The organism is Afifella aestuarii, from assembly GCF_004023665.1.
Classification (GTDB): domain Bacteria; phylum Pseudomonadota; class Alphaproteobacteria; order Rhizobiales; family Afifellaceae; genus Afifella; species Afifella aestuarii.
The window spans coordinates 236,290-261,765 of sequence record NZ_SAUF01000005.1; the positions used below are offsets into that span (position 1 = coordinate 236,290).

General features: G+C 62.6%; 31 protein-coding genes. 13 read left to right on the forward strand and 18 right to left on the reverse strand.

Features of this window, described 5'->3' with window-relative positions:
* The first annotated feature begins 17 nt into the window (after window positions 1–17).
* Complete coding sequence (locus EO094_RS15280) at window positions 18–614, forward strand: HdeD family acid-resistance protein (protein WP_246008556.1); 597 nt, start codon at window positions 18–20, stop codon at window positions 612–614.
* A gap of 96 nt (window positions 615–710) precedes the next feature.
* A complete protein-coding gene (locus tag EO094_RS15285) occupies window positions 711–941 on the forward strand; it encodes a hypothetical protein (RefSeq protein WP_128293788.1) in 231 nt (76 codons plus the stop codon).
* 35 nt (window positions 942–976) lie between these two features.
* On the opposite strand, the gene EO094_RS15290 is transcribed toward EO094_RS15285, so the two are convergent.
* The gene (locus EO094_RS15290) at window positions 977–1,444 is read right to left on the reverse strand and encodes a tRNA (cytidine(34)-2'-O)-methyltransferase (RefSeq protein WP_128293789.1); all 468 of its coding nucleotides are present in this window, start codon (window positions 1,442–1,444) and stop codon (window positions 977–979) included.
* A gap of 107 nt (window positions 1,445–1,551) precedes the next feature.
* Here EO094_RS15290 and EO094_RS15295 point away from each other — a divergent pair, with 107 nt between their 5' ends.
* From EO094_RS15295 to EO094_RS15315, 5 genes are all read left to right on the forward strand, one after another.
* Complete coding sequence (locus EO094_RS15295; protein WP_128293790.1) at window positions 1,552–3,399, forward strand: ABC transporter ATP-binding protein; 1,848 nt, start codon at window positions 1,552–1,554, stop codon at window positions 3,397–3,399.
* Between the two features lie 216 nt (window positions 3,400–3,615).
* Complete coding sequence (petA, locus tag EO094_RS15300; RefSeq protein ID WP_246008557.1) at window positions 3,616–4,221, forward strand: ubiquinol-cytochrome c reductase iron-sulfur subunit; 606 nt, start codon at window positions 3,616–3,618, stop codon at window positions 4,219–4,221.
* 16 nt (window positions 4,222–4,237) lie between these two features.
* Entirely contained in the window at window positions 4,238–5,518 is a 1,281-nt protein-coding gene (locus EO094_RS15305) for a cytochrome b (RefSeq protein ID WP_128293791.1), read from the forward strand.
* A 35-nt stretch (window positions 5,519–5,553) separates the two neighbouring features.
* Window positions 5,554–6,480 (forward strand): cytochrome c1, encoded by a 927-nt coding sequence (locus EO094_RS15310; protein ID WP_128294292.1) that lies wholly within the window; start codon window positions 5,554–5,556, stop codon window positions 6,478–6,480.
* 228 nt (window positions 6,481–6,708) lie between these two features.
* Window positions 6,709–7,251 carry an adenine phosphoribosyltransferase gene (locus tag EO094_RS15315; protein ID WP_128293792.1) on the forward strand — a complete coding sequence of 181 codons (543 nt, stop codon included), beginning with the start codon at window positions 6,709–6,711 and terminating at the stop codon, window positions 7,249–7,251.
* Between the two features lie 35 nt (window positions 7,252–7,286).
* Here the strand turns inward: EO094_RS15315 and EO094_RS15320 are convergent, their stop codons facing one another.
* From EO094_RS15320 to lgt, 13 genes are all read right to left on the reverse strand, one after another.
* Window positions 7,287–7,769, reverse strand: coding sequence for a MaoC family dehydratase (locus EO094_RS15320; protein ID WP_128293793.1), 483 nt, complete (start codon window positions 7,767–7,769; stop codon window positions 7,287–7,289).
* Window positions 7,766–8,215, reverse strand: coding sequence for a MaoC family dehydratase (locus EO094_RS15325; RefSeq protein ID WP_128293794.1), 450 nt, complete (start codon window positions 8,213–8,215; stop codon window positions 7,766–7,768). Before EO094_RS15325 ends, EO094_RS15320 begins: the two co-directional genes overlap by 4 nt.
* Window positions 8,216–8,311: 96 nt before the next feature.
* A complete protein-coding gene (gene ychF / locus EO094_RS15330) occupies window positions 8,312–9,415 on the reverse strand; it encodes a redox-regulated ATPase YchF (protein WP_128293795.1) in 1,104 nt (367 codons plus the stop codon).
* Window positions 9,416–9,457: 42 nt separating this feature from the next.
* Window positions 9,458–10,150, reverse strand: a complete 693-nt coding sequence (gene pth, locus EO094_RS15335) for an aminoacyl-tRNA hydrolase (RefSeq protein ID WP_128293796.1) — start codon at window positions 10,148–10,150, stop codon at window positions 9,458–9,460.
* Between the two features lie 32 nt (window positions 10,151–10,182).
* Window positions 10,183–10,839 carry a 50S ribosomal protein L25/general stress protein Ctc gene (locus tag EO094_RS15340; protein WP_128293797.1) on the reverse strand — a complete coding sequence of 219 codons (657 nt, stop codon included), beginning with the start codon at window positions 10,837–10,839 and terminating at the stop codon, window positions 10,183–10,185.
* Window positions 10,840–10,981: 142 nt separating this feature from the next.
* Complete coding sequence (gene chrA / locus EO094_RS15345; protein ID WP_128293798.1) at window positions 10,982–12,193, reverse strand: chromate efflux transporter; 1,212 nt, start codon at window positions 12,191–12,193, stop codon at window positions 10,982–10,984.
* A gap of 126 nt (window positions 12,194–12,319) precedes the next feature.
* Window positions 12,320–13,252 carry a ribose-phosphate pyrophosphokinase gene (locus EO094_RS15350; RefSeq protein WP_092815235.1) on the reverse strand — a complete coding sequence of 311 codons (933 nt, stop codon included), beginning with the start codon at window positions 13,250–13,252 and terminating at the stop codon, window positions 12,320–12,322.
* Between the two features lie 124 nt (window positions 13,253–13,376).
* A complete protein-coding gene (locus tag EO094_RS15355) occupies window positions 13,377–13,853 on the reverse strand; it encodes a hypothetical protein (RefSeq protein WP_128293799.1) in 477 nt (158 codons plus the stop codon).
* A 115-nt stretch (window positions 13,854–13,968) separates the two neighbouring features.
* Entirely contained in the window at window positions 13,969–14,739 is a 771-nt protein-coding gene (gene pgeF / locus EO094_RS15360) for a peptidoglycan editing factor PgeF (RefSeq protein ID WP_128293800.1), read from the reverse strand.
* Between the two features lie 108 nt (window positions 14,740–14,847).
* Window positions 14,848–15,336, reverse strand: a complete 489-nt coding sequence (locus EO094_RS15365) for a copper chaperone PCu(A)C (protein WP_128293801.1) — start codon at window positions 15,334–15,336, stop codon at window positions 14,848–14,850.
* A gap of 20 nt (window positions 15,337–15,356) precedes the next feature.
* Window positions 15,357–15,851 carry a copper chaperone PCu(A)C gene (locus EO094_RS15370; protein ID WP_246008558.1) on the reverse strand — a complete coding sequence of 165 codons (495 nt, stop codon included), beginning with the start codon at window positions 15,849–15,851 and terminating at the stop codon, window positions 15,357–15,359.
* Between the two features lie 96 nt (window positions 15,852–15,947).
* Window positions 15,948–17,021 (reverse strand): class I SAM-dependent methyltransferase, encoded by a 1,074-nt coding sequence (locus EO094_RS15375; protein ID WP_205649946.1) that lies wholly within the window; start codon window positions 17,019–17,021, stop codon window positions 15,948–15,950.
* A complete protein-coding gene (gene lgt, locus EO094_RS15380) occupies window positions 17,018–17,848 on the reverse strand; it encodes a prolipoprotein diacylglyceryl transferase (protein WP_128293803.1) in 831 nt (276 codons plus the stop codon). Before lgt ends, EO094_RS15375 begins: the two co-directional genes overlap by 4 nt.
* Before the next feature lie 230 nt (window positions 17,849–18,078).
* On the opposite strand from lgt, the gene EO094_RS15385 reads away from it, so the two are divergent.
* The 5 genes from EO094_RS15385 (at window position 18,079) to EO094_RS15405 (ending at window position 21,117) form a co-directional block, all read left to right on the forward strand.
* Window positions 18,079–18,375, forward strand: coding sequence for an accessory factor UbiK family protein (locus EO094_RS15385; protein ID WP_092815223.1), 297 nt, complete (start codon window positions 18,079–18,081; stop codon window positions 18,373–18,375).
* Between the two features lie 255 nt (window positions 18,376–18,630).
* On the forward strand, window positions 18,631–19,131 hold the full coding sequence (locus tag EO094_RS15390; protein ID WP_092815220.1) for a type III secretion system chaperone family protein: 501 nt from the start codon (window positions 18,631–18,633) through the stop codon (window positions 19,129–19,131).
* A 3-nt stretch (window positions 19,132–19,134) separates the two neighbouring features.
* Window positions 19,135–19,968: a pyrroline-5-carboxylate reductase gene (gene proC, locus EO094_RS15395; protein ID WP_128293804.1), complete on the forward strand. Its 834-nt coding sequence runs from the start codon at window positions 19,135–19,137 to the stop codon at window positions 19,966–19,968.
* 100 nt (window positions 19,969–20,068) lie between these two features.
* Window positions 20,069–20,767 carry a TetR family transcriptional regulator gene (locus EO094_RS15400; RefSeq protein WP_128293805.1) on the forward strand — a complete coding sequence of 233 codons (699 nt, stop codon included), beginning with the start codon at window positions 20,069–20,071 and terminating at the stop codon, window positions 20,765–20,767.
* Entirely contained in the window at window positions 20,764–21,117 is a 354-nt protein-coding gene (locus tag EO094_RS15405; protein WP_128293806.1) for a tRNA-binding protein, read from the forward strand. The genes EO094_RS15400 and EO094_RS15405 overlap by 4 nt, the downstream gene beginning before the upstream one ends.
* A 6-nt stretch (window positions 21,118–21,123) precedes the next feature.
* On the opposite strand, the gene EO094_RS15410 is transcribed toward EO094_RS15405, so the two are convergent.
* From EO094_RS15410 to EO094_RS15420, 3 genes are all read right to left on the reverse strand, one after another.
* Window positions 21,124–22,500: a HAMP domain-containing sensor histidine kinase gene (locus tag EO094_RS15410; protein ID WP_425455920.1), complete on the reverse strand. Its 1,377-nt coding sequence runs from the start codon at window positions 22,498–22,500 to the stop codon at window positions 21,124–21,126.
* A 90-nt stretch (window positions 22,501–22,590) separates the two neighbouring features.
* Window positions 22,591–23,307, reverse strand: a complete 717-nt coding sequence (locus tag EO094_RS15415) for a response regulator (RefSeq protein WP_128293807.1) — start codon at window positions 23,305–23,307, stop codon at window positions 22,591–22,593.
* Complete coding sequence (locus EO094_RS15420) at window positions 23,304–23,855, reverse strand: MarR family winged helix-turn-helix transcriptional regulator (RefSeq protein WP_246008559.1); 552 nt, start codon at window positions 23,853–23,855, stop codon at window positions 23,304–23,306. Before EO094_RS15420 ends, EO094_RS15415 begins: the two co-directional genes overlap by 4 nt.
* 115 nt (window positions 23,856–23,970) lie before the next feature.
* Between EO094_RS15420 and EO094_RS15425 the strand changes: the two genes are divergently transcribed.
* The gene (locus EO094_RS15425; protein ID WP_128293808.1) at window positions 23,971–24,876 is read left to right on the forward strand and encodes a branched-chain amino acid aminotransferase; all 906 of its coding nucleotides are present in this window, start codon (window positions 23,971–23,973) and stop codon (window positions 24,874–24,876) included.
* Window positions 24,877–24,976: 100 nt separating this feature from the next.
* Here the strand turns inward: EO094_RS15425 and EO094_RS15430 are convergent, their stop codons facing one another.
* Window positions 24,977–25,444 carry a molybdenum cofactor biosynthesis protein MoaE gene (locus EO094_RS15430; RefSeq protein ID WP_128293809.1) on the reverse strand — a complete coding sequence of 156 codons (468 nt, stop codon included), beginning with the start codon at window positions 25,442–25,444 and terminating at the stop codon, window positions 24,977–24,979.
* Window positions 25,445–25,476: the final 32 nt, after the last annotated feature.

Genomic DNA, 25,476 nt, shown 5'->3' on the forward strand with positions numbered 1-25,476 from the left:
AAGATATGGAGATTGCCATGTACGAAAGCGATTTTGGCGGGCTCGGCCCGAGAGACCGAGAAATGCAGGAAACGCTGGCGGAGCGCTGGGGCTGGCTCGTGGCCTTCGGCGCGATCGCTTTGATTGGTGGCCTATTGGGCTTCATCGCGATCGTGACGGCGACGGTCGCCAGCGTCTATCTCATCGGCATCATGATGCTTCTCTCCGGCTTTGCCGAGGTGGCCCATGGCATCCAGTCGCGCCGTTGGTCGCGCTTCTTCCTGTGGATCCTGATCGGTGCGCTCTATGTCGTTGCCGCTGCGATGATTTTCGTGGCGCCGCTGTTTGCGGCGGTGATCCTGACCTGGCTTCTCGGCGTGGTGCTGATCTTCGCGGGCGGTGTGCGCACCTTCCTCGCCTTCTCGATGCGCCCGCAGCGGCGATGGGGATACGTTCTCGCCTCCGGGCTTCTCACCATCTTGATCGGCGTCGTCATTCTGATCGGCTGGCCGGCCTCGAGCCTTTGGGCCCTCGGCATCTTCCTCGCCGTCGATCTGATCGTGATCGGCTCGGCCTGGATCGCCATGGGGCTTGCTCTGCGAGATGTCGCGCATCCCCGTTCTGGCAGCATGTGAACGCCGCCTGCGATTCGTCTGATTCGCAGAAGACTGCGCGCTGCGCTATATTGAGATCGGGCGTGGCAGGAGATCGGCGCCCCGGAGGTTGGCGCGATGAACGGCGACTTCTCGCATAGACGCAGCGCAAGGCAATCAGCACCCGAAGGTCTCGATATCTGGCGGCGCGAGACCTTCGTTCTGCCTCGGCCGCGGGCGCGAGAACGCGCCCGCGAATTCCTGCAGCGCTTTCCGCGCGAAGCCTATCAGAGCGAGGTCGAAAGCTGGCGCGAACTGGACAATGGCGACATCGAGTTCACCATGCGCCGGCTGCCGACCGCCGATTGACCTGATCCTCCACGTGAGACTGGCGCGACGGAAACCTAATTGGAAGCGGGAAAGCCGCCGGTCTGCCTCAGCGCTTCAAACAGCGCGATCGAGGCCGCATTGGCGACGTTGAGCGAGCGCGTCGTAGGCCGGATCGGCAGGCGCAGGAGGCGATCGACCCGGTCGCGGACATCGCTCGGCAGTCCCGCCGATTCCCGTCCGAGAAGCAGGATGTCGTCGGCAGTGAACGCGAAATCCGGCAGGCTCTCGCGCCCATGTGTCGTCAGCGCGACGAGCCGCCGGCCGGCTTCTCGCCTCCATATCTCGAAAGCCGCAAAATCGTCGTGCTCGCGAAGGGCTGCGAGCTCCACGTAATCCATCCCCGCGCGCTTCAGGTTTCTGTCGGAGAGGACGAAGCCCGCAGGATGGATGATGTGGACGGTCGCGCCGAAACACGCGCCGAGCCGAAGGATTGCCCCGGCATTTTGCGGAATGTCGGGTTGGAAGAGCGCGATATCGATCATGGCTGTGCGGCTAGGGGTTTGCGGATGGGCTCTGCAGACGGAAGGCGAAGCGTGGCAAGAAGAAGCACGTCTTCTCGCCATCGCAAAGCCGCGCCATATAGGCACCCATGTTTCGCTTCTTCGAGCGCCTGATCGATCCTCTCAGGCCTGAATCCGCCCAGCCTCCGGCAACGACGATGGCCTTCATCTGGCATTACGCCCGCCAGATGGGTTGGCCGCTGGCCGCATTGCTGGCGACGGGGCTCGGCTCCGCCGTGACCGATGCCGTGGTTTTTTCCTTTATCGGCAGGCTCGTCGATATGATCGGCAGCGCGAACCGGGAGACGTTCTGGTCCGACCATGGTCTGACCTTGCTGGGGATGGCGTTCGTGGTGCTCGTCCTGCGACCCGCCTTCGTCACCGCAAACAGTCTTTTGAGCGAGCAGAGCGTGGCGCCGAATTTCGCCAATCTCGTGCGGTGGCAGAGCTACCGACATGTTCTGCGCCAGAGCGTTTCCTTCTTCGCCAACGATTTCGCCGGGCGCATCGCCAACAAGGTCATGCAGACGGGGATCTCGCTTGCGGATTTCGTCACCGGGCTGGCGGAGACGCTTTGGACCGTATTGGTCTTCGCCATCACCGCTCTCGTTCTCCTGGGGCAGGCCGATCTGCGTCTGATGCTGCCCGTCATCGTGTGGCTCGGCGGGTACGTCGTTCTCGCTTACGTGATGATCCCGCGGCTGCGTGGGGCCGCAAAGCGCGTTTCCAACCAGCGCTCCATCGTCAATGGCCGCATCGTCGACAGCTATACGAATATCCAGACCGTCAAGCTCTTCGCCGAAGCGGAGACGGAGGAAAGCTTCGTTCGCCAGGCGATCGGCACCTTCGTGGAGCGCTTGCGGATCCTGACACGTCAGGTGACGACGATCCGCGCGGTCCTCACCATCCTAAATGCGGGTCTTGTCGTTTCGATTGCCGTGACCTCGCTCTGGCTCTGGCAGGCAAACGCCATCACCGTCGGTGCCATCGCCACCGGCCTTGCGCTCGCCACGAGGCTGTCCACGATGGCCGGCTGGGTGATGTTCCAGCTTTCCGCATTGTTCCGGCATATCGGCATCGTCCAGGATGGGCTGGAGACGATCTCCCGACCCCACGAGGTGCTCGACAAGCCGGACGCCAAAGATCTCGCCGTCAGCGGGGGAGGCATCAGCTTCGAGCACATTCGCTTTCACTACGGTCGCGGCGGTGGCGTGATTGAGGATCTGTCGTTGCATGTGCGTCCGGGCGAGCGCTTGGGCCTCGTGGGTGTGTCGGGGGCCGGCAAATCGACTTTGGTGAGCCTTCTCCTGCGCTTTTACGACCTCGAAGGCGGGCGCATCCTCATCGACGGGCAGGACATCTCGGAGGTGACCCAGGCCTCGCTGCGGGCCGCGATAGGTGTCGTCACGCAGGATACGGCTCTTCTGCATCGTTCGGTGCGCGACAACATCGTCTACGGACGCCCGGATGCAGACGAAGATCAGTACGAAGAGGCGGCGCGCGCCGCCGAAGCGGCCGAATTCATCGACAATCTTTCCGATCATCGCGGCCGCTCCGGTTACGACGCTCTCGTCGGCGAGCGCGGCGTGAAACTGTCGGGCGGTCAGCGCCAGCGTATCGCGATCGCGCGTGTCCTGCTCAAGGATGCTCCGATCCTGGTTCTCGACGAGGCGACCTCGGCGCTCGATTCGGAAGCCGAGGCCGCGATTCAGGAAAATCTTGAGCGGTTGATGCAAGGCAAGACCGTAATCGCCATCGCCCACCGTTTGTCGACGATTGCTGCTATGGATCGTCTTGTCGTCCTTGATCGCGGGGAGATTGTCGAAGCCGGCACGCACCAGACATTGCTCGAAAAAAACGGTGTCTATGCAAAGCTATGGGAACGCCAGTCCGGTGGTTTCTTGGCGCCGCGTGAGATCAGCCTCGACGTTGCTTGACGCAAAAGTGGAGGATGAGGCGCGACATTGTGGCGTGTTCGTCTAAGCGTCACTGGACAAGCCTTGGGCAAGGGTGACAAATGAAACCAGGGGCGCTAAGAGGCCGCGCGCTTGGTCTTCGCTGGGAGCTGCGTGGAGCAAGCGGAGTCGGCTGGCTATCGCGTCTTCGCGCTCTTCCAGTCGCAAATGGCCGTCCGACCTGCGAGGGTAGAATTCGTGTCCGCTAATACATATCCGACTACCGTTCCTGATTCCGCCGCTGCGCCAGATCCGCACAGCAGTGAACCGTCGAGGCGAGACTTTTTCGTCATCGCCACGGGCGCTGCCGCGGTCGTGGCCGTAGCTGGGTTGGCATGGCCGTTCATCGACCAGATGAACCCGGATGCCTCCGCCTTGGCGCTTGCTTCGATCGATGTCGACATCTCCGCCATGGAGGCGGGGCAGTCGATCACGGTGATGTGGCGCGGCAAGCCCGTGTTCATCCGTTACCGCACTCCTGAAGAGGTGGAAGCGGCGAAGAATACGCCTCTCTCCGACCTCAAGGATCCGATCGCACGCAACGACAACCTCGACGGCAACGCGCCGGCGACCGATGAAAATCGCGCCGCACCGGGCCGCGAAGAGTTTCTCGTGATGGTCGGCATCTGCACCCATCTCGGCTGCGTCCCGATGGGCGAGGCGGGTGATTACAACGGCTGGTTCTGCCCCTGCCACGGCTCGGTCTACGACACGGCCGGGCGCATTCGTCATGGGCCGGCGCCGGAGAACATGTTGATCCCCACCACGGCCTTCAGCGACGACAACACAATCACGATCGGCTGAGCGGCGGAGAACGAGAATGCAGGGTACATCCGAATACCAACCGCGCACCGGCGTTGAACGCTGGATCGATTCGCGCATGCCGCTGCCGCGGCTCATGTACGATTCCTTTATCGCTTATCCGATCCCGCGGAACCTCAACTATTCCTACGCCTTCGGCGCGATCCTGAGCCTCGTGCTCGTGGTTCAGATCCTCACCGGCGTGGTGCTGGCGATGCACTACGCCGCCAATTCCGCGATCGCCTTCAATTCCGTCGAGCACATCATGCGCGACGTGAACTACGGTTGGCTGTTGCGCTACATGCACGCCAACGGATCGTCGATGTTCTTCATCGCGGTCTACATCCACATGTTCCGCGGCCTTTATTACGGTTCCTACAAGGCGCCGCGCGAAATCCAGTGGATCCTGGGCGTCATCCTCTTCCTCCTGATGATGGCGACGGCCTTCATGGGCTACGTGCTTCCTTGGGGCCAGATGAGCTTCTGGGGCGCCACCGTCATCACCAACCTGTTCTCGGCGATCCCGCTGGTCGGCGAAGGCATCACCCACTGGCTGTGGGGCGGCTTCGCGGTCGGCGATCCGACGCTGAACCGGTTCTTCTCGCTGCATTATCTGCTGCCGTTCATGATCGTCGGCGTGGTCATTCTCCACGTCTGGGCGTTCCATGTGACCGGCCAGACGAACCCGACAGGCATCGAGCCGAAGTCGCGCAGCGATGTGGTGCCGTTCACGCCGCATGCGACCATGAAGGACGCGGTGGCGATGGTCGCCTTCGCGCTGTTCTTCGCGTGGTTCTTGTTCTACCTGCCGAACTATCTCGGCCACCCGGACAATTACACGGTCGCCAACCCGCTGGTGACGCCGCCGCACATCGTGCCGGAATGGTACTTCCTGCCGTTCTATGCGATTCTGCGGGCCATCCCGTCAAAGCTCGGCGGCGTGATCGCGATGTTCGCCTCGATCATCGTGCTCTTCTTCCTGCCTTGGCTGGACAAGTCGAAGGTGATGTCGGCGGCCTATCGTCCGCTCTATCGCATCTTCTTCTGGATCTTCGTGGCCGACGTCATCTGCCTTGGTTATTTCGGTGCCAAGCCGCCGGAAGGCTGGTACGTGCTCGCCACGCAGCTGCTGACGGCATACTATTTCGTCCACTTCCTCATCATCTTCCCGCTGCTGGGGTACATCGAGAAGCCGAGGCCTCGCCCGACTTCCATCACCGAGGCTGTGCTTTCCAAGCATAAGAGCGGGGGTGGCGGAACGCCGGCCGAAGCGGCGGCCTCCCCGGAACGACGCGGCTGATGCGAGACGGAACTGCGACAAACACCATGACGACAATGCTTAAATCCATAACGCGTCTTTCGGCAGCTGGCGTTCTCGTTCTGGCCGGACTGTCCGTGGCGGCAGCCCAGCAAGACGCTCCGGCGGCTCCGGAATCTCCGGAGGCGAAACCCGAAGAATCGGCACTCCCTCATTTCCCGCTCGAAGAGCCGGAAGAGATGGAGTGGAGCTTCGCCGGGCCCTTCGGCAAATTCGATCAGCAGCAGCTGCAGCGTGGCTTCCAGGTCTATCGGGAAGTGTGCTCGGCCTGCCACTCGATGAAGCGCGTGCCGTTCCGTGCTCTCGGCTGGGAGGGCGGTCCCCACTTCTCCGAAGAGGAGGTGGAAGCGCTCGCGGCCGAATACCAGATCCAGGACGGTCCGGACGACACGGGTGAGATGTTCGAGCGGCCGGGCCGGCCGTCGGACTATTTCCCGTCTCCGTTCCCGAACGACGAGGCGGCCCGCTACGCCAATGGCGGCGCTGTCCCGCCGGATATGTCCGTGCTGGCCAAGGCACGCGGCGTGGAACGCGGCTTTCCGCAATTCCTGATCGATATTTTCACCACGTATCAGGAGGGCGGGCCTGACTACATCCACGCACTTCTGACGGGCTATGAGGACGAAGCGCCTGAGGGCGTGACGGTTCTCCCGGGGCAGTACTACAATCCGCATTACATGTACGCTGCCGCCCTGGCGATGCCGCCCCCCTTGTTCGACGATCTGATCGAGTATGCGCAGAACCAGGACGACGATCCGAACAACGACGTTCCGCAGACGGTGGACCAGTATTCTCGCGACGTCGCTGCGTTCCTGATGTGGGCGGCGGAGCCGCACATGGAGGCGCGCAAGTCGATGGGCTTCACCGTGATCGCCTTCCTGCTCGTCTTCTTGGGACTCGTCTACTATGTGAAGCGCAAGGTCTGGTCGAACGTGGAGCACTGATCTCCGCTCACTCCGACCCGACGTTTTCGATGGCCGCGGCTCGTCCGCGGCCATTCCTTTTTGAGCGCATGCGAGACCCGTGCTTGGGTCTATGGTGTCAATTGCCGGCGCCGCGCGGCAGCCTTTGTCCGGCGGCAAGATGCCCATCTGGCCGTCGCGGCTATCCGGTGCTAAGCCACTGGCCGTTCGCGCAAAAGCGGACGAAAGCTGAGGCAGCTGGGGCGAGGGATGAACAGCCTGATCGACAAGCTCGAGAGCACCATTCGGACAATTCCGGATTATCCGAAGCCGGGAATCGCGTTTCGCGACATCACCACATTGTTGGGGGATGCGCGCGCCTTCCGGCGTGCGGTCGATGAACTGGTTCAGCCCTGGGCCGGCTCCAAGATCGACAAGGTCGCCGGCATCGAGGCCCGCGGCTTCATCCTGGGTGGCGCCGTCGCGCACCAGCTGTCCGCCGGCTTCGTGCCGATCCGCAAAAAGGGCAAGCTGCCTTACGACACGGTGCGCATCGCCTACAGCCTCGAATACGGGCTGGACGAAATGGAGATACACAAGGACGCGATTCGTCCGCAGGAAAAGGTGATCCTCGTCGACGATCTCATCGCGACGGGCGGCTCGGCGGACGCGGCCATCCGACTGATGCAGCAGATCGGAGCCGATGTGGTCGCCGCAGTCTTCGTCATCGATCTGCCGGATCTCGGCGGGGCGGCCAAGTTGGAAAAGCTTGGTGTGCCCGTGCGCACGCTTGTGAGCTTCGCTGGCGACTGACGGTGAGTATCGGAGGGATTGATGGCGCCTGAGGTCTATCGCGCGTCTGAGGGCCTCTCACGCCGTACGAAGACCTTGCCGATGAAGGTATAGGCAAGCGCTCCGTCTTGCTTGTGGGCCTCATTGCGCATGACGACGAGCCCCCATTCCGGACGCGACGCGCTTTCCTTCTTGTCGATGACCTCGGTCGTGTAGGTGAGGGTGTCTCCGGCGAACACCGGCTGCACCCATTTGAGGGCTTCAAATCCCGGGGAAGGACCGGCATTGCGCGGATCGAAGTCATCCCCGCGCTCGGCCTCTTCCTTGGAATAGGCGATCCACAGTTTCATGAAGATCGCGGCCGTGTGCCATCCGGAGGCGGCGAGGCGGCCGAAGGGCCCGTTTTGTGCAGCTTCTTCGCTGAGATGGAAATCCTGCGGATCGAAGGCTTCTGCGAAACGGACGATTTCCTCGCTCGTGAAATGATACGAGCCGAGCACGATGCGCTCGCCGATCTGGATCGCTTCGAACGTCTTCATGCCGCCGTCTCGCGGAGCCGGAAGGCGATGGGGTTGGTCATCGTCAGGACGAGCTGATCGTTCTGGTTGGCGACCCGATGTTCGAATCGCACCACGCCGAGATGCGGACGGCTGGCGGAGGGTCGCTTTTCGAGGACGAGCGAGACGCCGGTGAGGTGATCGCCGGGGCGCACTGGCTTCAGCCAGCGCGCCTCCTCGATGCCGGACGAGCCCATCGAGGCAGCGTCTTTCAGCCAGCCATCATACATCATGCGCATGAACATCGCCGAGCTGTGCCAGCCCGACGCGGCGAGACCCCCGAGCATGCTTGATGCCGCGGCGGCTTCGTCGAGATGGAATGGCTGGGGATCGAACTCCGCCGCAAAGGCGATGATCGCCTCGCGGCTCACGGCATAGGGCGCAAGGGGCAGCTCAAGGCCGGGATGAAAATCCTCGAAATGCAACATGCCCCATTCTTAGGGTCGACAAAATTTCCTGTCGAGGCGTTCGTGCCCAGACGTTCAGGCCCAGACGTTCAGGCCCAAAGGTTGAGGCCCAAAGGTTCAGGCGTTGAACTTGAACAGAAGCACGTCGCCGTCTTCGACGACGTATTCCTTGCCTTCGTCGCGCGCCCGACCCGCCTCCTTGGCGGCCGTCTCTCCGCCGAGCTCGATGAAGTCATCGTATTTGATGGTCTGCGCGCGAATGAAGCCGCGTTCGAAATCGGAGTGGATCGTGCCTGCGGCCTGTGGGGCTCGCGAGCCGCGCCGGATCGTCCAGGCGCGCGCTTCCTTCGGCCCGGCCGTGAAGAAGGTGATCAGATCCAGAAGCTCGTAGCCGGCACGGATAAGCCGATCGAGGCCCGGCTCCTCAAGGCCGAGGTCGGCAAGATAATCGGCCTGTTCTTCAGCGTCGAGCTGGGCGATTTCCGCTTCGATCGAGGCGGAGATGACGACGCAGGCGGCCCCTTCGGCGGCGGCACGTTCTGCGACGCGAGCGGAATGTGCGTTGCCTGTGGCGGCTTCGTCTTCCGCCACGTTGCAGACGTAGAGGACGGGCTTGGACGTCAAAAGCCCGAGCGTGCGCAGGATCGCCCGATCCTCGTCGGCAAGTTCGGCGCGGATCGTACGCACCATGCGGCCTTCCTGCAGGGCCTCGAGCGCCTTTTCCATCACGGGCAGAAAGGCGAGCGCTTCCTTGTCTTTGGCGGTCGCCTTTTTGCGCATCGCCACGACACGGCGTTCAAGGCTTTCGAGATCGGCAAGCATCAGTTCGGTTTCGACCGTCTCCGCGTCGGCTACGGGATCGATGCGGCCCTCCACATGGGTGACATCGCCGTCTTCGAAGCAACGCAAGACATGCGCGATGGCATCGACTTCGCGGATGTTGGCGAGAAACTGGTTGCCGAGGCCCTCGCCCTTGGAGGCTCCGCGCACGAGGCCGGCAATGTCGACGAAGGTGAGGCGGGTCGGTACCGTTTGGGCGGATTTCGAGATCTCCGCAATGCGCTTGAGGCGCGGATCGGGGACCGCGACTTCACCGGTGTTCGGTTCGATCGTGCAGAAGGGATAATTCGCAGCCTGCGCCGCGGCCGTCTTGGTGAGCGCGTTGAACAAGGTGGACTTGCCGACGTTGGGCAGCCCGACGATGCCGCATTTGAAACCCATGGCGATGCCTGTTCGAAAGTTGGTGTGAGGGGGAGGGTGCGATTAGGAATCGCGCCGGAAGAGCCTTTTGAGCCCATCGGCAAGCGGTCCAGACCGGTTTTCTCCCGAGGCGCGCGAACTGGCTGGGGCCGGAGGCGGAGGCGTCCCCTCGGCGGGACGTTGCGCCGAGCCGTTGCTCGCCAGATGCACGCGGTTCATGAAATTGGCTTCATCGCCCTCTGCCAGAAGACCGACATTTTCCGCAATCGCGCGCAAGAGCGGCTCGCGCCAGGCTTCGTCTTCCTTTGCGAAGTCGTGGAGGACATGGGCGTTGACCAGTTCCTTGGCGCCCGGATGGCCGATCCCGATGCGCATGCGGCGGTAGGATTTTCCGATATGCGCGTCGAGCGATTTGAGACCGTTGTGACCGCCATGGCCGCCGCCCGTCTTGAGACGAAGCTTGCCCGGCGCCAGATCCAAATCATCGTGGATGACGAGCACGTCTTCTGGCTTCAGCTTGTAGAAGCGCATGGCGTCTCCGGCCGAGCGGCCGGATTCGTTCATAAAGGTCGCCGGTTTGACGATAACGACCTTCTCGTCGCCGATCTGACCCTCGGCGGCTTCCCCCTGGAAACGCGCGCGCCAGTTCGAAAAACGATGATGGCGGTGGATTTCGTCCACCGCCATGAAGCCGATATTGTGCCGATGATGAGCGTACCGGCGACCAGGATTGCCGAGACCGACGATCAACAGCATCGTCCGACCTCCCTTGGTCGAGAGGGGGAGGATTACTCCTCCGTCTCCTCTTCCTCGTCACCTTCGCCTTCGACCTCGGGCTCTTCAGCCTCGGCCTCTTCTTCACTCTCTTCGCTGACGAGCGACGCCGGAGCGGCGATCGTGGCGACGGTGAAGTCGCGGTCGGTGATGGTCGGCGTCACGCCCTCGGGCAGGGCGATGTTGGAGATGTGGACGCTGTCGCCGATTTCGAGGCCGGCGAGATCAGCCACCAGATTTTCCGGAATCTGATCGGCCGGCACATGCACCTCGACGGTGTGGCGCACGACATTGAGGACGCCGCCGCGGGTGAGGCCCGGAGCTTCTTCCTCGTTGATGAAGTGCACCGGCAGTTCCAGGGTCAGCGTCGTGCCGCGCGAAACGCGCAGAAAGTCCACATGCATCAGGAAGCCGCGAACGGGATCGAGCTGATAATCCTTCGGGATCACGCGCACCTTGTCGCCATCAACGTTGATGGTTGCGACGGTGGTGAGAAAGCCGCCGGCATGCAGCTTCAAATTCAGTTCTTTGTAGTTCAGCGCGATCGGTGTGGCGGGCTTCTTGTCGCCGTAAATGACGGCTGGGACTTTACCCTCGCGGCGCACGGCACGTGCGGCCCCCTTGCCGCTCCGTTCGCGCACCTCAGCTGTGAGCTCGTAAGTGTGGCTCATTGGTGCACTCCTAGGTTTAAGAAGAGAAAGAGCCGCATGGCGCGGCTCCTCGTACGCCCGGCCTCCAAGGGTGCCGGCACGTGGGCGCGCTTATAGGCGAGGCCTGTGGAAAAGGCAATGCAGGCGGGAGGGTGCAGAGAGGTCAGAGAATGACGGCCCCCACGCCGGCTGCCGCGATCACAACGGCCCATGCTGGCACACGCGGCACAAGAAGGGCCAGAAAGGCGCTCGTGGCGACCGCAAAGCTGTCGAGCGAGTTCACCCCCGCCGTGAAGACCGGATCGTAAAGCGCGGCGGCGAGGATGCCGACCACGGCTGCGTTCACGCCGGCCAGAGCGCGACGGGCGCCCGGCGCGTGTTGAAGTTCGCGCCAGAAGGGGAGTGCTGCGACCACGAGAAGCGCGCCCGGCAGGAAAATCGCCAACAGGGCGACGAGGCCACCGACGGCTCCGGCGAGAGGCGTTTGCGCGAGCGATCCAAGATAGGCCGAGAAGGCAAAGAGCGGTCCAGGCAGCGCCTGCGCGGCGCCATACCCGGCGAGGAACGCGTCGCGAGAGACGAGGCCCGGATCGACGACCTCGGTCTCCAGAAGAGGCAGGACGACGTGGCCGCCGCCGAAGACGAGGGCGCCCGCGTGATAAAAATGGGCCGCAAGGCCGATCCCGGTCGGGCTTCCACGCAGCATGAACGCCACGAAAAGCAGCAGGACGAAGATGCCGAAAGCCGCAACGCCGAGACGCCGCCCGACTTTTGTGTCGATGGCGGCTTCGGCTTCGCGTGTCTCCACCGCTTTGTTCGGAATGACGAAGAGGCCGAGAAGTGCGCCAATAAGAATGGCGCCAAGCTGTGTCCACGGCGTATGCATGCCAAGAACGAGCGCTGCGCACCCGGCCGCCATGGTGAGGCGGCGGAGATCCGGCGTCAGCTTCCTCGCCATGCCGAGGAGCGCAAGAGCCACAACGGCAACGGCCGCAGCTTTGAGGCCGGCGATCCAGCCCGATCCGATGAGTGGCGATAGAAAGCCGAAAGCTTCGGCGAAGCCGTACATGAGGAGGGCTGAGGGCAGCGTGAAGCCGACAAAGGCGGCCAGCATACCGAGATAGCCCGCGCGCATCAGACCGATCGCCATCCCGACCTGGCTGGAGGCCGGGCCAGGGAGAAACTGGCAAAGCGCAATCAAATCGGCATAAGCCGCGTCGCTCAACCAGCCGCGCTTCTTGACGAAGGCCTCGTGATAATAGCCGAGATGCGCGACAGGTCCGCCGAACGAGGTGAGGCCGCGCACCAGAAAGACCTTGAAGACCTCAAAAGCAGAGCCTTCGGTTATTTGCTCCCCGGCGTCTAGCGCGCGCATGTCTTTCCCCCTCAAGGCCATTGAGGGGCGTATCTCGCACGCCTTATGACGGCTTCAAGACATGAGAGCCCTTTGCGGCCGAAGAACCGCGCTCGAAAATCTGATCCCTATTGGGAGGACAGGCTCTTAGTCGAAGAGACTGGAGACAGATTTTTCCAGGGCTGTGCGCGAGATCGCCTCGCCGAGAAGGGCCGCGATCGAAACCACCCGCACATTATGAGCGCTGGTGACGGCCGCCGTCGGCTCAATGGAATCGGTGATGACGAGCTCTTTCAGGCGCGAGGCCGTGATGCGGGCGACGGCTCCGCCCGAAAGCACGCCGTGTGTGATATAGGCGGTGACGGACGTGGCGCCCTTGGCGAGCAACGCGTCGGCGGCGTTGCACAGCGTGCCGCCGGAATCGACGATGTCGTCGACGAGAAGGCAGTCGCGGCCGGCCACTTCGCCGATGATGTTCATCACTTCCGATTCGCCCGGACGCTCACGGCGTTTGTCGACGATGGCGAGTGGCGCATCGATACGTTTGGCGATGGCGCGTGCGCGCACCACACCCCCGACGTCGGGCGACACAACCATGACATTGCCGAGTTCGTAATGCTCTTTCACGTCGCGCGTGAACACAGGCGCCGCATAGAGATTGTCCGTCGGGATGTCGAAGAAGCCCTGGATCTGGCCGGCGTGCAGGTCGAGCGTGAGGACGCGATCGGCGCCGGCTTCAGTAATGAGATTGGCGACGAGTTTGGCGGAGATCGGCGTGCGGGCCGCCGGCTTTCGGTCCTGGCGGGCATAGCCGTAATAGGGAATCACCGCCGTAATGCGCCGCGCCGAAGCCCGTCGGAGCGCGTCGATGATGATCAACAGCTCCATCAGATTGTCGTTGGCGGGAAAGCTCGTCGACTGGATCGCGAAGACGTCTTCGCCGCGCACGTTTTCCTGGATCTCTACGAAGATCTCTTGGTCGGCGAACCGTCTTACGGCACATTTCGCCAGTTCCACATCGAGATAGGAACTGATCTGCTGCGCAAGACTCCGGTTGGAATTGCCGGCGACGATTTTCATCGGCTGGAAGCCCTCTCAAGCATTCAGGCGGCTCTCCGGAGTGGCGAGCTGCAAAGGAAGCGCCTTTTGGCGCGGTCGCCCTGCACGGCGGCAAGGCTGGCGTATAGCGAACTGTGTGCGCTGATCAACCGGACGCAAGCCAGGATGTCAGTTTGTCGAGTGTTTCCTGCGAGACGAGCGCCAGCGTCTTGTCGTCGACGGCCGACCACGGATCGCTCGCCTTGCGCTCAATCATGATCTTTCCGGCAATCCGATGCACGCGCTTCAAATCGGGCGACAGCACATCCCAGACATACACGACGAGTGTTCCGTCATCTTCAGCGACAGCCGAAAGATAACCCTTCATCGTGTAATTGGCGGTCGCGTCCTGAAAGTTGGTCAGCGCGATCCCGCGACTCGTCGCGCCGCGTGCCACTTCGACGGCAAGTGCGTCTGCGATTTTCTGGGGTGGTCCGGTCAATGGTGCGAAGGCAACACGTGCGTCTGTCGTCACCTTGCCTGAACTGGACACAGCAGCACCCGGCCCGCCCGTGTTGAGGGCGGGGTTGCACGCGGCCAGAGGGATGAGCGCGAAAAACGCCAGAAGCGGAGACAGTCGCATAATCGAGCCTTTTCAGAAGGGCCTCATACCGGCTGACCGTGCCGACGTCCACCAGCTAACGCCGCCCGTCCCCTGCGTCTATGCATGGCAGACAGACGCACCTCGTGCTTTTTGCCTATGCCAGGACAATTGCTGAGAGCAGGCGTCCATAATCCGTTTCGCCGCGATGGGTCGCACGACGATAGGAAAAGAAGCGGTCTTCATCCGCATAGGTGCAAAGATCGAGGTTTTGAGCCTCGATGCCCGCCTCCTGCAGGCGCTTCAAAATATAAGCGGGAAGATCGAACATCGAATGGCCGGCCCGCTCGGATGCCGAGAAGAATCTCTCGTTCTCGCCGTCCGCGGAGAGAAAGCGGTCCACAAAATCCTCGCCGACCTCGTAGTTCTTGCCAGAGATGGTGGGCCCCAAAACGGCGACGATCGAGGATTGCTCGGCGCCGAGTTGCGCCATTGCGTCGATGGTGGCTTCGAGAACGCCGGAAAACGCACCCTTCCATCCGGCGTGCGCCGCGCCGATCACGCCGGCCTTCGCGTCGGCGAAAAGAACGGGTCCGCAATCGGCGGTGCCGATGCCGAGAAGGATCCCGCGCCGGTCCGTCACCAGCGCATCGCAACGCGGTCCTTCACCGGGTGCCCAGACCTCGTGGACCACGGTCGCATCGCTGCTGTGGATCTGATGGGGCGTGGCGAGGAGCTCCGGCGCGACCGCCAGATGGCGGCAGGCCCGCGCGCGATTTTCCAGGATATGCAGACGATCATCTGAGGAGCCGAGCCCGGTGTTGAGGCTCGCATAGATGCCCTCCGAGACGCCGCCCTCCCGCGTGAAGAAGGCGTGACGGATATTTGGGAAGGCGAGGGCATCAGACTGGATCGGTGTCGGAGACATTCTTCTCTCAAAATCGTGGAATGGATGGGCAAGATCGGATCATGCGGGAGCATCGCCCACAACGAAATAATGAGACTGTCGAACCCGTGTCGTTGTCTCCCATTGTCTTCAGCTCGGCGGTTGCCTTGCACCCGCTGCCGCCACGGGCAACGAGAGTTCGATGCGGCCCGCTTTGGCGAAAGTGAGCGTGACCGGGATTCGTCCATGTTGTGCGAGAGGCTTCGCAAGTCCGCAGAAGACGAGATGATCGCCGCCCGGCCTGAGCCTGATCGTGCGGCCGGGCGGAATGCTGATGCTTCTGATCCGGCGTGTCTCGAGGGCACCGTCTTCATTGAAGCGCGTCTGCCGCAGCTCGCCCCGATCGGCAAAAGGCGTTTCCACATAAAGAAGGCGCTCCGGCTGCAGGCCGGTGTTGGTGATGACGAGGTAGGCCGCGGTTTCCAGCGCCTGTCCCGCCGTTGCCCGCGCGAATCCTGAATGAACGCGCACGGTGCCGCCCGAGGCTTCACCCGGCTTTTGGACAAGCGCTGCCGCCGACTCTGCCGAAGCGGCGATCAGCAAGGCAAAGGCGCCAAACAGGATTTGCCGAAGATTCATGGTCGCAGCGTGTCCCGCGCCTACTCCGAAGCTTCAGGAGGCTGCGTGGCTCCGATCTTGGCCGTCGGCAAAGAGATCTCCACTTTTCCCGCATGCTCGAAAGTGAGCGTCACCGGCACGGAGTTTCCGGCGGTCAAGGCGGTCTCAAGGCCCATGAACATCACGTGGTTGCCGCCGGGCTCGAGCGTCACGCTCTCACCCGGCTGGATCTCGAGCCCCTCGGTCATCTCCCGCATTTTCATGACGCCATCCTGCATGCTCATGGCATGGACGAGGCTTTCTTTTGCGAAGGGAGCGGAGACGGAGACGAGCCGATCTGGTTGCGACCCCTCATTCGAGATGGTGAGATAGCCGCCGGCCGACGGTGCGCCTGGCGGCGTCGCCCGCGTCCACGCATGGCTGATCGTGAGATCGCCGACCTCGATCGGTCCTGCGCCCTGAGCGAGCGCGCTTCCGCCGGCGGCGATGAGCCCCGCGGCGAGCAGTGAACGAAGAGAGCGGGAGAGCGGCATCATCTGTCCTTCCTATCGGGATGAGGCGAATCTGCACCAGCAAGGATGGCGCCGCTGCAGGCGACCGCAAGGGTGCTCAGCGTGAGCCAACGACTAAATCTAGGAGTTGGCAAAGGGTGCCGGCACGAGCCCTGGCTTGACGATCGCCAGGACCTTGAAGAGCTCTCCCATTTCCTCCGGGCCGGCGAGGCGAGTCACTTCATTGCGAAGTGCCTCCTGCTCCTCTTCGCTGCGCCCGAAACCGAGACGTCCTGCGCGTTCGACGAGCCCGAGATGCAAGAGAAACTCGCCCTGGTGCATGGGACCGTAGACATCGGCTCCAGCCGCGAACGCGGCGTCGGACAGCGCCGCAAAATCGACATGCGCCGTCAGATCGACCTCGCCGGGCCGTTTCAACGGATCAGCGAATTCGTGCCGGGCGACGGCCTGGAGCGTATCCCCGAAGCCCGGCTCGCCATGGCCGTAGTCGATGATGAGAGCGCCGCCGCCGTCGCTTGCAAAACGCTCCGCCAACTCGGCCACGATCGGCGCGGCTGCAGGCCGCTCTTCCCAGACATCGCCATCCTGCGGTTCGAAGGGGACATTTTCCGGGCGCCCTGGTCCGAAGCCGAAAGTAAGTTCGCCGTCGGCATCAAGGCCGAGCATGCGCTCCTCCCAGCTGCCCCGTCTGAAGACGAACTGACGGATCGGCAGCGCATCGAAGAACTCGTTGGCGACGACAAAAAGCGGACCTTGCGGCAGCGTCTGAAGGCTTTCATGCCACTCCTTGCGGCCGGCAAAGGATGCGAGCGCCGTTTCCTGTGCCTTCGCAAGGACCGGGCTCGTCTCGACGAGATGCACAGACAACTCGCTGCAGAAGTTTGGTTTGAGACGCACGACCCGCAGGATGTCGCTCATCAACGTGCCACGGCCGGGCCCAAGCTCGACGAGATTGACGGGCTGCGGACAGCCCGCCTGTTGCCAGAGATCGATGACCCAGGCCCCGATGATCTCTCCGAACATCTGGCTGACTTCCGGGGCCGTGATGAAATCCCCGCTCGCGCCGAACGGGTCGCGGGTGACGTAGTAGCCGTGTTCGGGATGGCCGAGGCAATGGCCCATCCAGCTTGCAAGCGTCATCGGTCCGTTGGTGCGGATGATGTCTTTCAGGGCGTCTGAAAGTGTCCCCGTCACACCCCGTCCTCCGTCGCCCGTGGGCCCCGGCGCCATGCGTAGATGACTGCTCCGGCACCGATCAGGATCATGGGAAGCGACAAGATCATGCCCATTGTGAGGAACGCCGCGATGAAACCGAGCTGCGGGTCTGGCTGGCGGAAAAACTCGACGAAGATGCGAAACGCTCCGTAAAAGATGAGGAAAACGCCGCTCGTTAGGCCGGGATAGCGCAGGCTCCTGAAATGATGCGTCAGGAGCCTCAGAATGAGGAACAGCAGGATCCCCTCTAGAGCCGCTTCGTAAAGCTGGCTTGGATGTCTCGGGACTCCGCCGCCGCCTGGAAACACCATTGCCCAGGGAACGTCCGTCGGGCGCCCGTAGAGCTCGCCGTTGATGAAATTGGCGAGGCGGCCGAAAAAGAGGCCGAAGGGGACGGCGGTCGATACGACGTCGAAAAGCGACATCAAAGGAAGGCCGCGTTTCCAGGAGAACGCCATCATCGCCACGATCGTGCCGATCAGGCCGCCGTGGAACGACATTCCACCTTCCCACAGCCGAAAGAAGGCGAGCGGCTCGTTCAAGAAGTGGTCCGGCTGGTAGAAGAGGGCATATCCGAGCCGCCCACCGAAAATGATGCCGACGGTGATCCATAAGACGAAATCGTCGAGATCTGCGACCGTGAGAGGCGATCGATCTCCCTGCCAGAGGCGGGGATTATTCGTCTGCCGCCTCGCGTACCACCAGCCGAGAAGGATGCCGACAAAGTAGGCGAGGCCGTACCAGCGCACGGCAAGCGGGCCGATCTCCACGGCAATGGGATCGATCTTTGGATACGGCAGGGCCACGGGAGTTCACGATGCTTCTGTTTAAAGCGCGCCGGACCCTTGCCCAGAATGGCGCTGCGGGTCAACCGGGCGCGGGCTGTGGTTGCCGCGCTCACTCTCCCGCGACCCCACGCCCTTGTCTCTCCGCTTGCGGCAGGGCATTGAGCTCCTATATCTCACCCTCTGTATGCCGCAGCGCCACCGAAGGAACGCCTGGCGTCAGTGCCACACAATGCCGGAAAGGGATCCCGATGACGCAAACCTCCAATCGCCTCATGGACGAATTCGCCAAGCTGATGACGGATGCGACGGGGGTAGCCCAGGGGGTGCGGCGCGAAGCCGAAACGGCGATGCGCTCCCAGCTGGAGCGGATCATGTCGGAGCTCGATCTCATCCAGCGCGAGGAGTTCGAAACCGTTCGTGACATGGCTTTGAAGGCGCGCGCAGAGAACGAAGCCTTGCAGCAGCGCGTCGCTGCTCTCGAAGCGCGGCTTGCCGGCGATGAAGCACGGCTTGCGGCCGACGAGGAAGGGCCTCTCGCCGACTGACATTTCTCTTCCGCGCGACAACGGCCCCGGCGTCGAGTTCGGCGTCGGGCGATCGGTCGTGGAAAAGCCCTCTTCGACCGAGCTGCGGGTTTTGCGGCACGCCTTCGTTCCTATACTTGGAAACGGAAGAGATTCGTGGCGTCATCAAATCGACACGCCCACACCTAAGGCTAAAGAACTGAAGGAGCTGCTGATTCTCATCGCGTCCCATCACTTTCCGATGCCTTGCAACCTCCCAAGATGCGAGGGCCAATTATGAGCCTGCTCGATTTTCAGACCGCTGCCGCCGGAAATCTTGTCGACCTGGTGGAGCAGATCGCCACCTACCACGATTGGAGCTTTGACCGGTCCGGCGAGGACGAAATTACCGTTTCGATCGCCGGCAGCTTCTGCGACTACAATATTTCTCTGTCATGGATGGAAGAATTGGAGGCGATGCATCTTGCTGCCGCCTTCGATTTTCGTGTCAGTGAGCGCCGCAAGACCGAGATTATGCGTCTGCTGGCGCTGGTGAACGAGCAATTGTGGATCGGCCATTTCGATCTCTGGCAGGCCGAAGGCGTCATCATGTATCGGAGCGCACTGCTTCTGTCAGACGGGGCCGAGGTCAACACCGGTCAGCTCGAGGGAATTCTCTCGGCAGCGGTGGAGGCCTGCGAGCGCTACTATCAGGCCTTCCAGTTTGTCATCTGGGCCGGGAAATCTCCCGAGGAGGCTCTCGGTTCGGTTCTTTTCGAGACGCTCGGAGAAGCATAGACGATGACCGCCGAAGCGGCTCTTTCTGAGACCGGGCCTGTTCTCCTGATCGGAGCCGGGCGAATGGGCGGCGCGATGTTGGAGGCGTGGCTTTCCGCCGGGCTTCCGCCGGAAAGGACGATCGTCCGCGATCCGGGGCTGTCTCCGGAGAGAGCGCAAGAGCTCGGCTCCCGCGGCGTGACCATTTCGAACGGCGCTGACGAGGCCGAAAGCGCACCGCGTGTCCTGGTCCTTGCCGTCAAGCCGCAGCAGATGGACAACGTCCTGCCGGAAGCGGCCCTCTACGCAGGCAAAGAGACATTGATTATCTCGGTCGCCGCCGGCATCGCTCTCGACCGATTGGCGAAGGGGTTTGAGGCCTCCGCGCGCATCGTGCGGATTATGCCCAACACCCCGGCGCAGGTCGGGGAAGGCATGGCCGTGGCGGTCGGCAACGATGCCGTGACCGAGCAGGACCGCGCTCTGGTCGATGCCCTGTTGCGTCCGACCGGAAAGATCGCCTGGGTCGACGATGAAGGGCTGATCGATGCGGTGACGGCGGTGTCGGGCTCGGGGCCCGCTTACGTCTTCCATCTCGTCGAGGCGATGGCGGCCGCCGGCGAAGCCGCCGGGCTGCCGGCAGAGCTTTCCATGCAGCTTGCGCGCCAGACAGTGGTTGGAGGCGGGGCGCTTCTCGCCGGAAGTCCTCTCGCTGCGGAGGAGTTGCGCCGGAACGTGACGTCTCCGGGCGGCACCACCCAGGCGGCGCTCGATGTGCTGATGGCCGAGCATGGTCTGGTCGATTTGATGCGTGAGGCGGTCGCCGCGGCCAAACGGCGTTCCATCGAACTCGGCTGAGCGGGACCTGCGGCATTATGGCGGGGTCTTGCCCCATGAGAGCGGCCTCTATCTAAGAGAGCGCCTCGCCAATATTGAGGGCAGAAGGGAATTGACCACGATGGCCACTGCCGAAACCCGCGACAAGATCATCGACGCTTTGCTCGACCTCGTGGCCGAGCGCGACTGGGATGACGTGACGCTTGCCGACATCGCCGACGCGGCGGGCGTGACCTTGCAGCAATTGCGCGAAACCTACGACGGTCGGGGCGACATCGTCGGGGATTTTTGCCGGCGGACCGATCGGGCCGTTCTTTCCAATCTCGATCCGGACATGGCATTCGAAAGCCGCCGCGAAAGGCTATTCGATGTGCTGTTCTCGCGCTTTGAAGCTTTGGGCCCGCATAAGCATGCCATTTCCGGTCTTGCCCATTCGGCGAGGCGAGACCCGCTTCTGGCCGCGGAGCTGAACCGCCACCTTGTCACGTCGATGGCGTGGATGATGACGGCGGCCGGTATTTCATCTGGCGGACCGGGAGGGCTGGTTCGGGCGCAGGGCCTGGCTTTCCTGTGGAGCCGGGTGACGCGCACGTGGCTCAGCGACGATGACCCGGGCCTTGCGCGCACGATGTCGGCGCTCGACCGTGAGCTCCGCAAGGGCGAACGGGCGGTGATGCGGCTCGACCGGCTGGCGCGTTTCCTGCCGCGGCCGCCCGGAGGCCGCCGCCACACGGCGCGGCGGAGCGCGCCGGCGTCCGAAGCGGCAGCACCGTCCGATGGCGCCCAGGCCGCCGGAGCTACCGGAGCCGACGGAGTATGAGTGATCCTGTCAGCGAGACGATCGCGTTCGACGATTTCTTGAAAGTCGATATCCGTGTCGGGCGTATCGTCGAGGCGGCCCCGTTTCCTGAAGCGCGCAAACCCGCGTACAAGCTTCTCATCGATTTCGGCGAGGAGATCGGGCAGAAGAAATCCTCCGCGCAGATCACCAAGCATTATGAACTGGCCGAACTCGTCGGACGGCAGGTTCTTGCCGTCGTGAATTTCCCGCCGCGCCAGATCGGTCCGATGCGTTCGGAAGTTCTGACGCTCGGCGTGCCTGATGCCGACGGAGAGGTCGTGCTGATTGAGCCTAACCTCGGCGTGCCCGTCGGTGGGCGGCTTTTCTGAAGGCCGCTACGCCGGAATAGTCACCACAGCTCTCAGTCCTCCGAGCCGGCTGTCTTCCAGGACAATGTCTCCGCCATGGCTGCGGGCAATGTCGCGCGCGATCGCAAGCCCAAGCCCTGTTCCCCCGACATCCACATTGCGGGAATCATCCAGCCGGTAGAACGGGCGGAACACCGCTTCCTTATCTTCGTCGCGGATCCCCGGCCCATCGTCATCGATGGTGATTTCGAGGACCCCGTCGCGGTGGGTAGCGCTGATCTCGATGCGGTCGGCAAATTTTGCCGCGTTTGTGAGAAGGTTGGAGATGCAACGGGCAAGAGCGGTCGGGCGTACGTGGATCTCCGGCTCGCCTGAGAAGTTCAGCACGACCGTGTCGCCGCTGCGCCGTGCGTGCTCGGCAAGGGTTTCGAGGAGATCGGGCAGCACGACGGCTTCCGTCTCTTCGCCCGCGTCCCCCTTGGCGAAGGCCAGATAATCTTCGAGCATACGGCTCATCTCTTCGACGTCATTCTGCATCGCCTGGCTCTCTTCGCCCTCCGGCAGGAGAGCGAGTTCGAGGCGGAACCGCGTCAGGATGGTCCTGAGATCATGGCTGACGCCTGACAGCATCGTCGTGCGTTGCTCGATCTGGCGTTCGATGCGCTCGCGCATGTCGAGAAACGCCTGGCTCGCCTGCCGAACCTCCCGCGCTCCTCGGGGTTTGAAGTTCTCGACGTTGCGGCCTTTGCCGAAGCTTTCGGCCGCATAGGCGAGGGCGACGATCGGCTTGATCTGGTTGCGCAGGAACAACAGGGCGATCGCGAGCAGGATGAGGGCGCTGCCGCTCATCCAGACGAGGAAGATGTGCGAATTGGAGGCATAGGCGCGGCGGCGCGGCGCGAAGACGCGCAGGACGACATCGTCGAGCCGAATGCGGATCTCGACGAGATCGGAATTGCCGACCGTGTCGATCCAGAACGGACGGCCGATCACCTCAGTAATCTGCTCCGACAAAGTGTGGTCGAGGAGAGAGAAGAAGGGCTTTGGAACGGGCGGGGGAAGGGGGTCCGGAGGCAAAATGGAGACGGTCAGCTGAAACGTGTCGGCAGCGAGCCGTGTGACGTCGAGATAGCCCGGCTCATGCGGATATCGTTCGATCACCGCGATGAGCGCGGCGATGTCGCCGGTGAGCGATTGCGACAGGCGCTCGGTGACGAGCTGCCAGTGCCTCTCCATGAAGACATAGGCGACGATCGCCTGGAGAATGACGATCGGGGTGACGACGATCAGAATGGAACGGGCGAAGAGCCCCTTCGGCATGCGCCCCATGAGACGATCGCCGAGCCCGCCGAACGGCCGGATGCGTTTGAGCCGCCGGCGCCAGCGTCGGAGCGAGCGACGCAGACCTTGGTGATTGAGGCGCGCAAGCGTGCCGCGATCGGGGAAAACGGCCGAGACTGCACGTGTAAGGAACGGCGCTCGCGGCATCAGAAATCAGTCGACCATCAACCGGTAGCCGATGCCGCGAACCGTCTGCAGATGCACCGGGTTTGAGGGATCGGCTTCGATCTTGCGCCGCAATCGATTGACCTGCACGTCGACGGTGCGCTCGCCGCTCGCATCGGAGCTGGACAACAGCTCGTGGCGGGGCACGGTTTCGCCCGGACGGCTGGAGAAGGCCGTCAGCAATTCGCGTTCGCGGTCGGTGAGACGGATCGGTTCCAGCCCGCGCTTCAGCTCACCGCGCTCGAGATGAAACGTGAAGGGACCAAAGCGTACGAACTCGATTTCGCGCACGGGAGGCGGGCTCCCGCGTTTCAGGATATTGCTGATGCGCAGAAGGAGCTCGCGCGGCTCGAAGGGTTTGGCGAGATAATCGTCGGCGCCGAGCTCGAGACCCCGCACGCGGCTTTCGGCTTCCGACCGCGCCGTCAGCATCAGGATTGGCACGTCGTCGGTCTTGCGCAGACTTGCCACCAGATCCATGCCGTTTTCGCCCGGCATCATCACATCGACGATGAGGAGATCAAAGGTCATGGCCGAGAGATGGCGTCGTGCCTCTTCGGCCGAGGCCGCGACGGTCGCGCGGTAACCGCCATTCCTCAAGAAGCGGGAGAGGAGGGAGCGGATACGGTTGTCGTCATCGATGACGAGGAGATGGGGAGCATCGTCCGGCAGTTCCGCCGGCACCGCCTGTTCGGCGAGGGTCATGCGCTGGTTCTTTCCTCAAACACCCGTCGCGCCACGTCGCTCTGTTCCGCTTCATTGACCATATTGAGCAGAAAGTCTGCGACCGTGTCGCGTGCATCGGGCCCGAGACGAGCCAATGCTCTCTCGATTCGGCGAGATTGTGGTTCGCGCAAACGGGCAGCCAGGGCCTCGCCTTCGGAGGTGGCGAAGAGCAGCCTTTCCCGCCGATCGGTCTCGCCTGGCTGCTGCTCGATGTACCCCCCCGTGATGAGCTGCTTCAGAACCCGGCCGAGGCTCTGCTTGGTGATCTTCAGCATGTCCAAGAGGTCCGCCACGCGCATACCAGGGTGGCACGTCACGAAATGCAGCACCCGGTGATGCGCCCGGCCGAAGTCATAGCGCGCGAGGATCGCGTCCGGATCGGAAATAAAATCTCGATATGCGAAAAAGAGCAAAGACATTAGGTCGTCATAGCGCTCTTTGGGAAAAATCGGCGCGATCCGTTCGCGTGAGGGCGTAATTACGTCAGCCATGTTGACATATTTTCCGTCGTTGACTACGAAGGTCAAGCCGTTTGTGTATGGTTGCTGGGCAGGAGAGACGGTCCAAAAGAGCGCACTCTTTCCGCAAACCTTACAAGATGCGCCGCCGAAAGCAATGCAAGCTCAAGGGTAGGAGAAATCAATGGCAGGCGTTCCCTTCGATAAAATGCAAGGCAAGATCTGGCTCAATGGCGAGTTGGTCGACTGGGCCGATGCAAAGATTCATGTGCTGACACATGGTCTTCACTACGGCAGCTGCGTATTCGAGGGTGAGCGCGCCTATGGAGGGGTAGTCTTTAAGAGCCTCCAGCACACGCAACGCCTTCACGCTTCTGCGAAGATCTTGGATTTCAAGCTGCCTTATTCGGTGGAGGAAATCGAGGAGGCGAAGGCCCAAGTTCTGCGGGTGAACAATTTCACCGACGCATATCTGCGGCCCTTTGCCTGGCGCGGCAGCGAAATGATGGGTGTTTCCGCTCAGAAGAACCGGATCAACGTGGCGATCGCTGCCTGGCAGTGGCCGTCTTATTTCGATCCGGAAGAGCGGCTGAAGGGCATCCGGCTCGATATCGCGAGCTATTGCCGGCCCGATCCGCGCACCGCGCCGGTCCACGCCAAGGCCGCCGGGCTTTATATGATCTGCACGATCTCCAAACATGCGGCGGAGAGCAAAGGCTATGCCGACGCTCTGATGCTCGATTGGCGCGGCCGGGTCGCTGAATGCACGGGTGCCAACGTCTTCTTCGTGAAGGACGGGGTCCTGCATACGCCGGAACCGGATTGCTTCCTCAACGGCCTCACCCGCCAGACGGTGATCGAGCTCGCTAAGGCGCGTGGTATCGACGTCCAAGTGCGGGCGATCATGCCGGAAGAGCTCGACGGTTTTTCCGAGTGCTTCATCACCGGAACGGCCGCAGAGGTGACGCCGGTCGCTGAGATCGGACCATATCACTTCACGCCGGGCGAGATCTCGAAAACGATGTTCGAGGATTATATCGCCGCCGTGACGCCTGCTTCTGCGCCTCAGAAGATGGCGGCCGCAGGCTGAGGCCCGCGACCATCTGATGACTTCGAAAAGGGCGCCGCGGCGCCCTTTTTGCCGTCTGCGGAGGGAGCGAGAGAGAGCCGCCTCTTTCCAGGTCGGAGGCTCAAGGCTTCTGCCAGCGCCCGGCTGCGGCGTCGTCCGTGGCCTTCGTCTGCACCCAATCTCCGTCCCGATCACCAACCCGTTCTTCCTTCTTCCAGAAAGGCGCACGGGTTTTGAGATAATCCATCAAGAAGGATGCGGCCTCGAACGCGGCCTGACGGTGGCTCGAGGCGGCAGCCACGAGGACGATCGGCTCGCCGGGCAAGATGCGGCCATGACGATGGATGGCTGTAAGACCGCTTAACGGCCATCGCGCGGCCGCTTCTTCGGCGATGCGGCCGATCTCAGCCTCCGCCATGCCGGGATAATGCTCCAGCGTGAGCGCGGCGAGCGTTCCGCCTTCGTCGCGACAATATCCGGTGAAGGTAACGAGCGCGCCGACATCGCTCCGCCCTTGCGTGAGGCGCTTGCTTTCCTCTTCGATATCAAAGGATTGCGGCTGGATCCGGATTCGAATTGTGCAGGACATGAATCACTTTCTCAGCCTTCGCCGCACTCCCG

What these genes read in the sequence shown, in the direction of transcription:
- EO094_RS15280 (WP_246008556.1), top strand. Translation starts at nt 18, where the DNA reads ATGTACGAAAGCGATTTTGGCGGGCTCGGCCCGAGAGACCGAGAAATG.
- EO094_RS15285 (WP_128293788.1), top strand. Translation starts at nt 711, where the DNA reads ATGAACGGCGACTTCTCGCATAGACGCAGCGCAAGGCAATCAGCACCC.
- EO094_RS15290 (WP_128293789.1), bottom strand. Translation starts at nt 1,444, where the DNA reads ATGATCGATATCGCGCTCTTCCAACCCGACATTCCGCAAAATGCCGGG.
- EO094_RS15295 (WP_128293790.1), top strand. Translation starts at nt 1,552, where the DNA reads ATGTTTCGCTTCTTCGAGCGCCTGATCGATCCTCTCAGGCCTGAATCC.
- EO094_RS15305 (WP_128293791.1), top strand. Translation starts at nt 4,238, where the DNA reads ATGCAGGGTACATCCGAATACCAACCGCGCACCGGCGTTGAACGCTGG.
- EO094_RS15310 (WP_128294292.1), top strand. Translation starts at nt 5,554, where the DNA reads ATGCTTAAATCCATAACGCGTCTTTCGGCAGCTGGCGTTCTCGTTCTG.
- EO094_RS15315 (WP_128293792.1), top strand. Translation starts at nt 6,709, where the DNA reads ATGAACAGCCTGATCGACAAGCTCGAGAGCACCATTCGGACAATTCCG.
- EO094_RS15320 (WP_128293793.1), bottom strand. Translation starts at nt 7,769, where the DNA reads ATGAAGACGTTCGAAGCGATCCAGATCGGCGAGCGCATCGTGCTCGGC.
- EO094_RS15325 (WP_128293794.1), bottom strand. Translation starts at nt 8,215, where the DNA reads ATGTTGCATTTCGAGGATTTTCATCCCGGCCTTGAGCTGCCCCTTGCG.
- ychF (WP_128293795.1), bottom strand. Translation starts at nt 9,415, where the DNA reads ATGGGTTTCAAATGCGGCATCGTCGGGCTGCCCAACGTCGGCAAGTCC.
- pth (WP_128293796.1), bottom strand. Translation starts at nt 10,150, where the DNA reads ATGCTGTTGATCGTCGGTCTCGGCAATCCTGGTCGCCGGTACGCTCAT.
- EO094_RS15340 (WP_128293797.1), bottom strand. Translation starts at nt 10,839, where the DNA reads ATGAGCCACACTTACGAGCTCACAGCTGAGGTGCGCGAACGGAGCGGC.
- chrA (WP_128293798.1), bottom strand. Translation starts at nt 12,193, where the DNA reads ATGCGCGCGCTAGACGCCGGGGAGCAAATAACCGAAGGCTCTGCTTTT.
- EO094_RS15350 (WP_092815235.1), bottom strand. Translation starts at nt 13,252, where the DNA reads ATGAAAATCGTCGCCGGCAATTCCAACCGGAGTCTTGCGCAGCAGATC.
- EO094_RS15355 (WP_128293799.1), bottom strand. Translation starts at nt 13,853, where the DNA reads ATGCGACTGTCTCCGCTTCTGGCGTTTTTCGCGCTCATCCCTCTGGCC.
- pgeF (WP_128293800.1), bottom strand. Translation starts at nt 14,739, where the DNA reads ATGTCTCCGACACCGATCCAGTCTGATGCCCTCGCCTTCCCAAATATC.
- EO094_RS15365 (WP_128293801.1), bottom strand. Translation starts at nt 15,336, where the DNA reads ATGAATCTTCGGCAAATCCTGTTTGGCGCCTTTGCCTTGCTGATCGCC.
- EO094_RS15370 (WP_246008558.1), bottom strand. Translation starts at nt 15,851, where the DNA reads ATGATGCCGCTCTCCCGCTCTCTTCGTTCACTGCTCGCCGCGGGGCTC.
- EO094_RS15385 (WP_092815223.1), top strand. Translation starts at nt 18,079, where the DNA reads ATGACGCAAACCTCCAATCGCCTCATGGACGAATTCGCCAAGCTGATG.
- EO094_RS15390 (WP_092815220.1), top strand. Translation starts at nt 18,631, where the DNA reads ATGAGCCTGCTCGATTTTCAGACCGCTGCCGCCGGAAATCTTGTCGAC.
- proC (WP_128293804.1), top strand. Translation starts at nt 19,135, where the DNA reads ATGACCGCCGAAGCGGCTCTTTCTGAGACCGGGCCTGTTCTCCTGATC.
- EO094_RS15400 (WP_128293805.1), top strand. Translation starts at nt 20,069, where the DNA reads ATGGCCACTGCCGAAACCCGCGACAAGATCATCGACGCTTTGCTCGAC.
- EO094_RS15405 (WP_128293806.1), top strand. Translation starts at nt 20,764, where the DNA reads ATGAGTGATCCTGTCAGCGAGACGATCGCGTTCGACGATTTCTTGAAA.
- EO094_RS15415 (WP_128293807.1), bottom strand. Translation starts at nt 23,307, where the DNA reads ATGACCCTCGCCGAACAGGCGGTGCCGGCGGAACTGCCGGACGATGCT.
- EO094_RS15425 (WP_128293808.1), top strand. Translation starts at nt 23,971, where the DNA reads ATGGCAGGCGTTCCCTTCGATAAAATGCAAGGCAAGATCTGGCTCAAT.
- EO094_RS15430 (WP_128293809.1), bottom strand. Translation starts at nt 25,444, where the DNA reads ATGTCCTGCACAATTCGAATCCGGATCCAGCCGCAATCCTTTGATATC.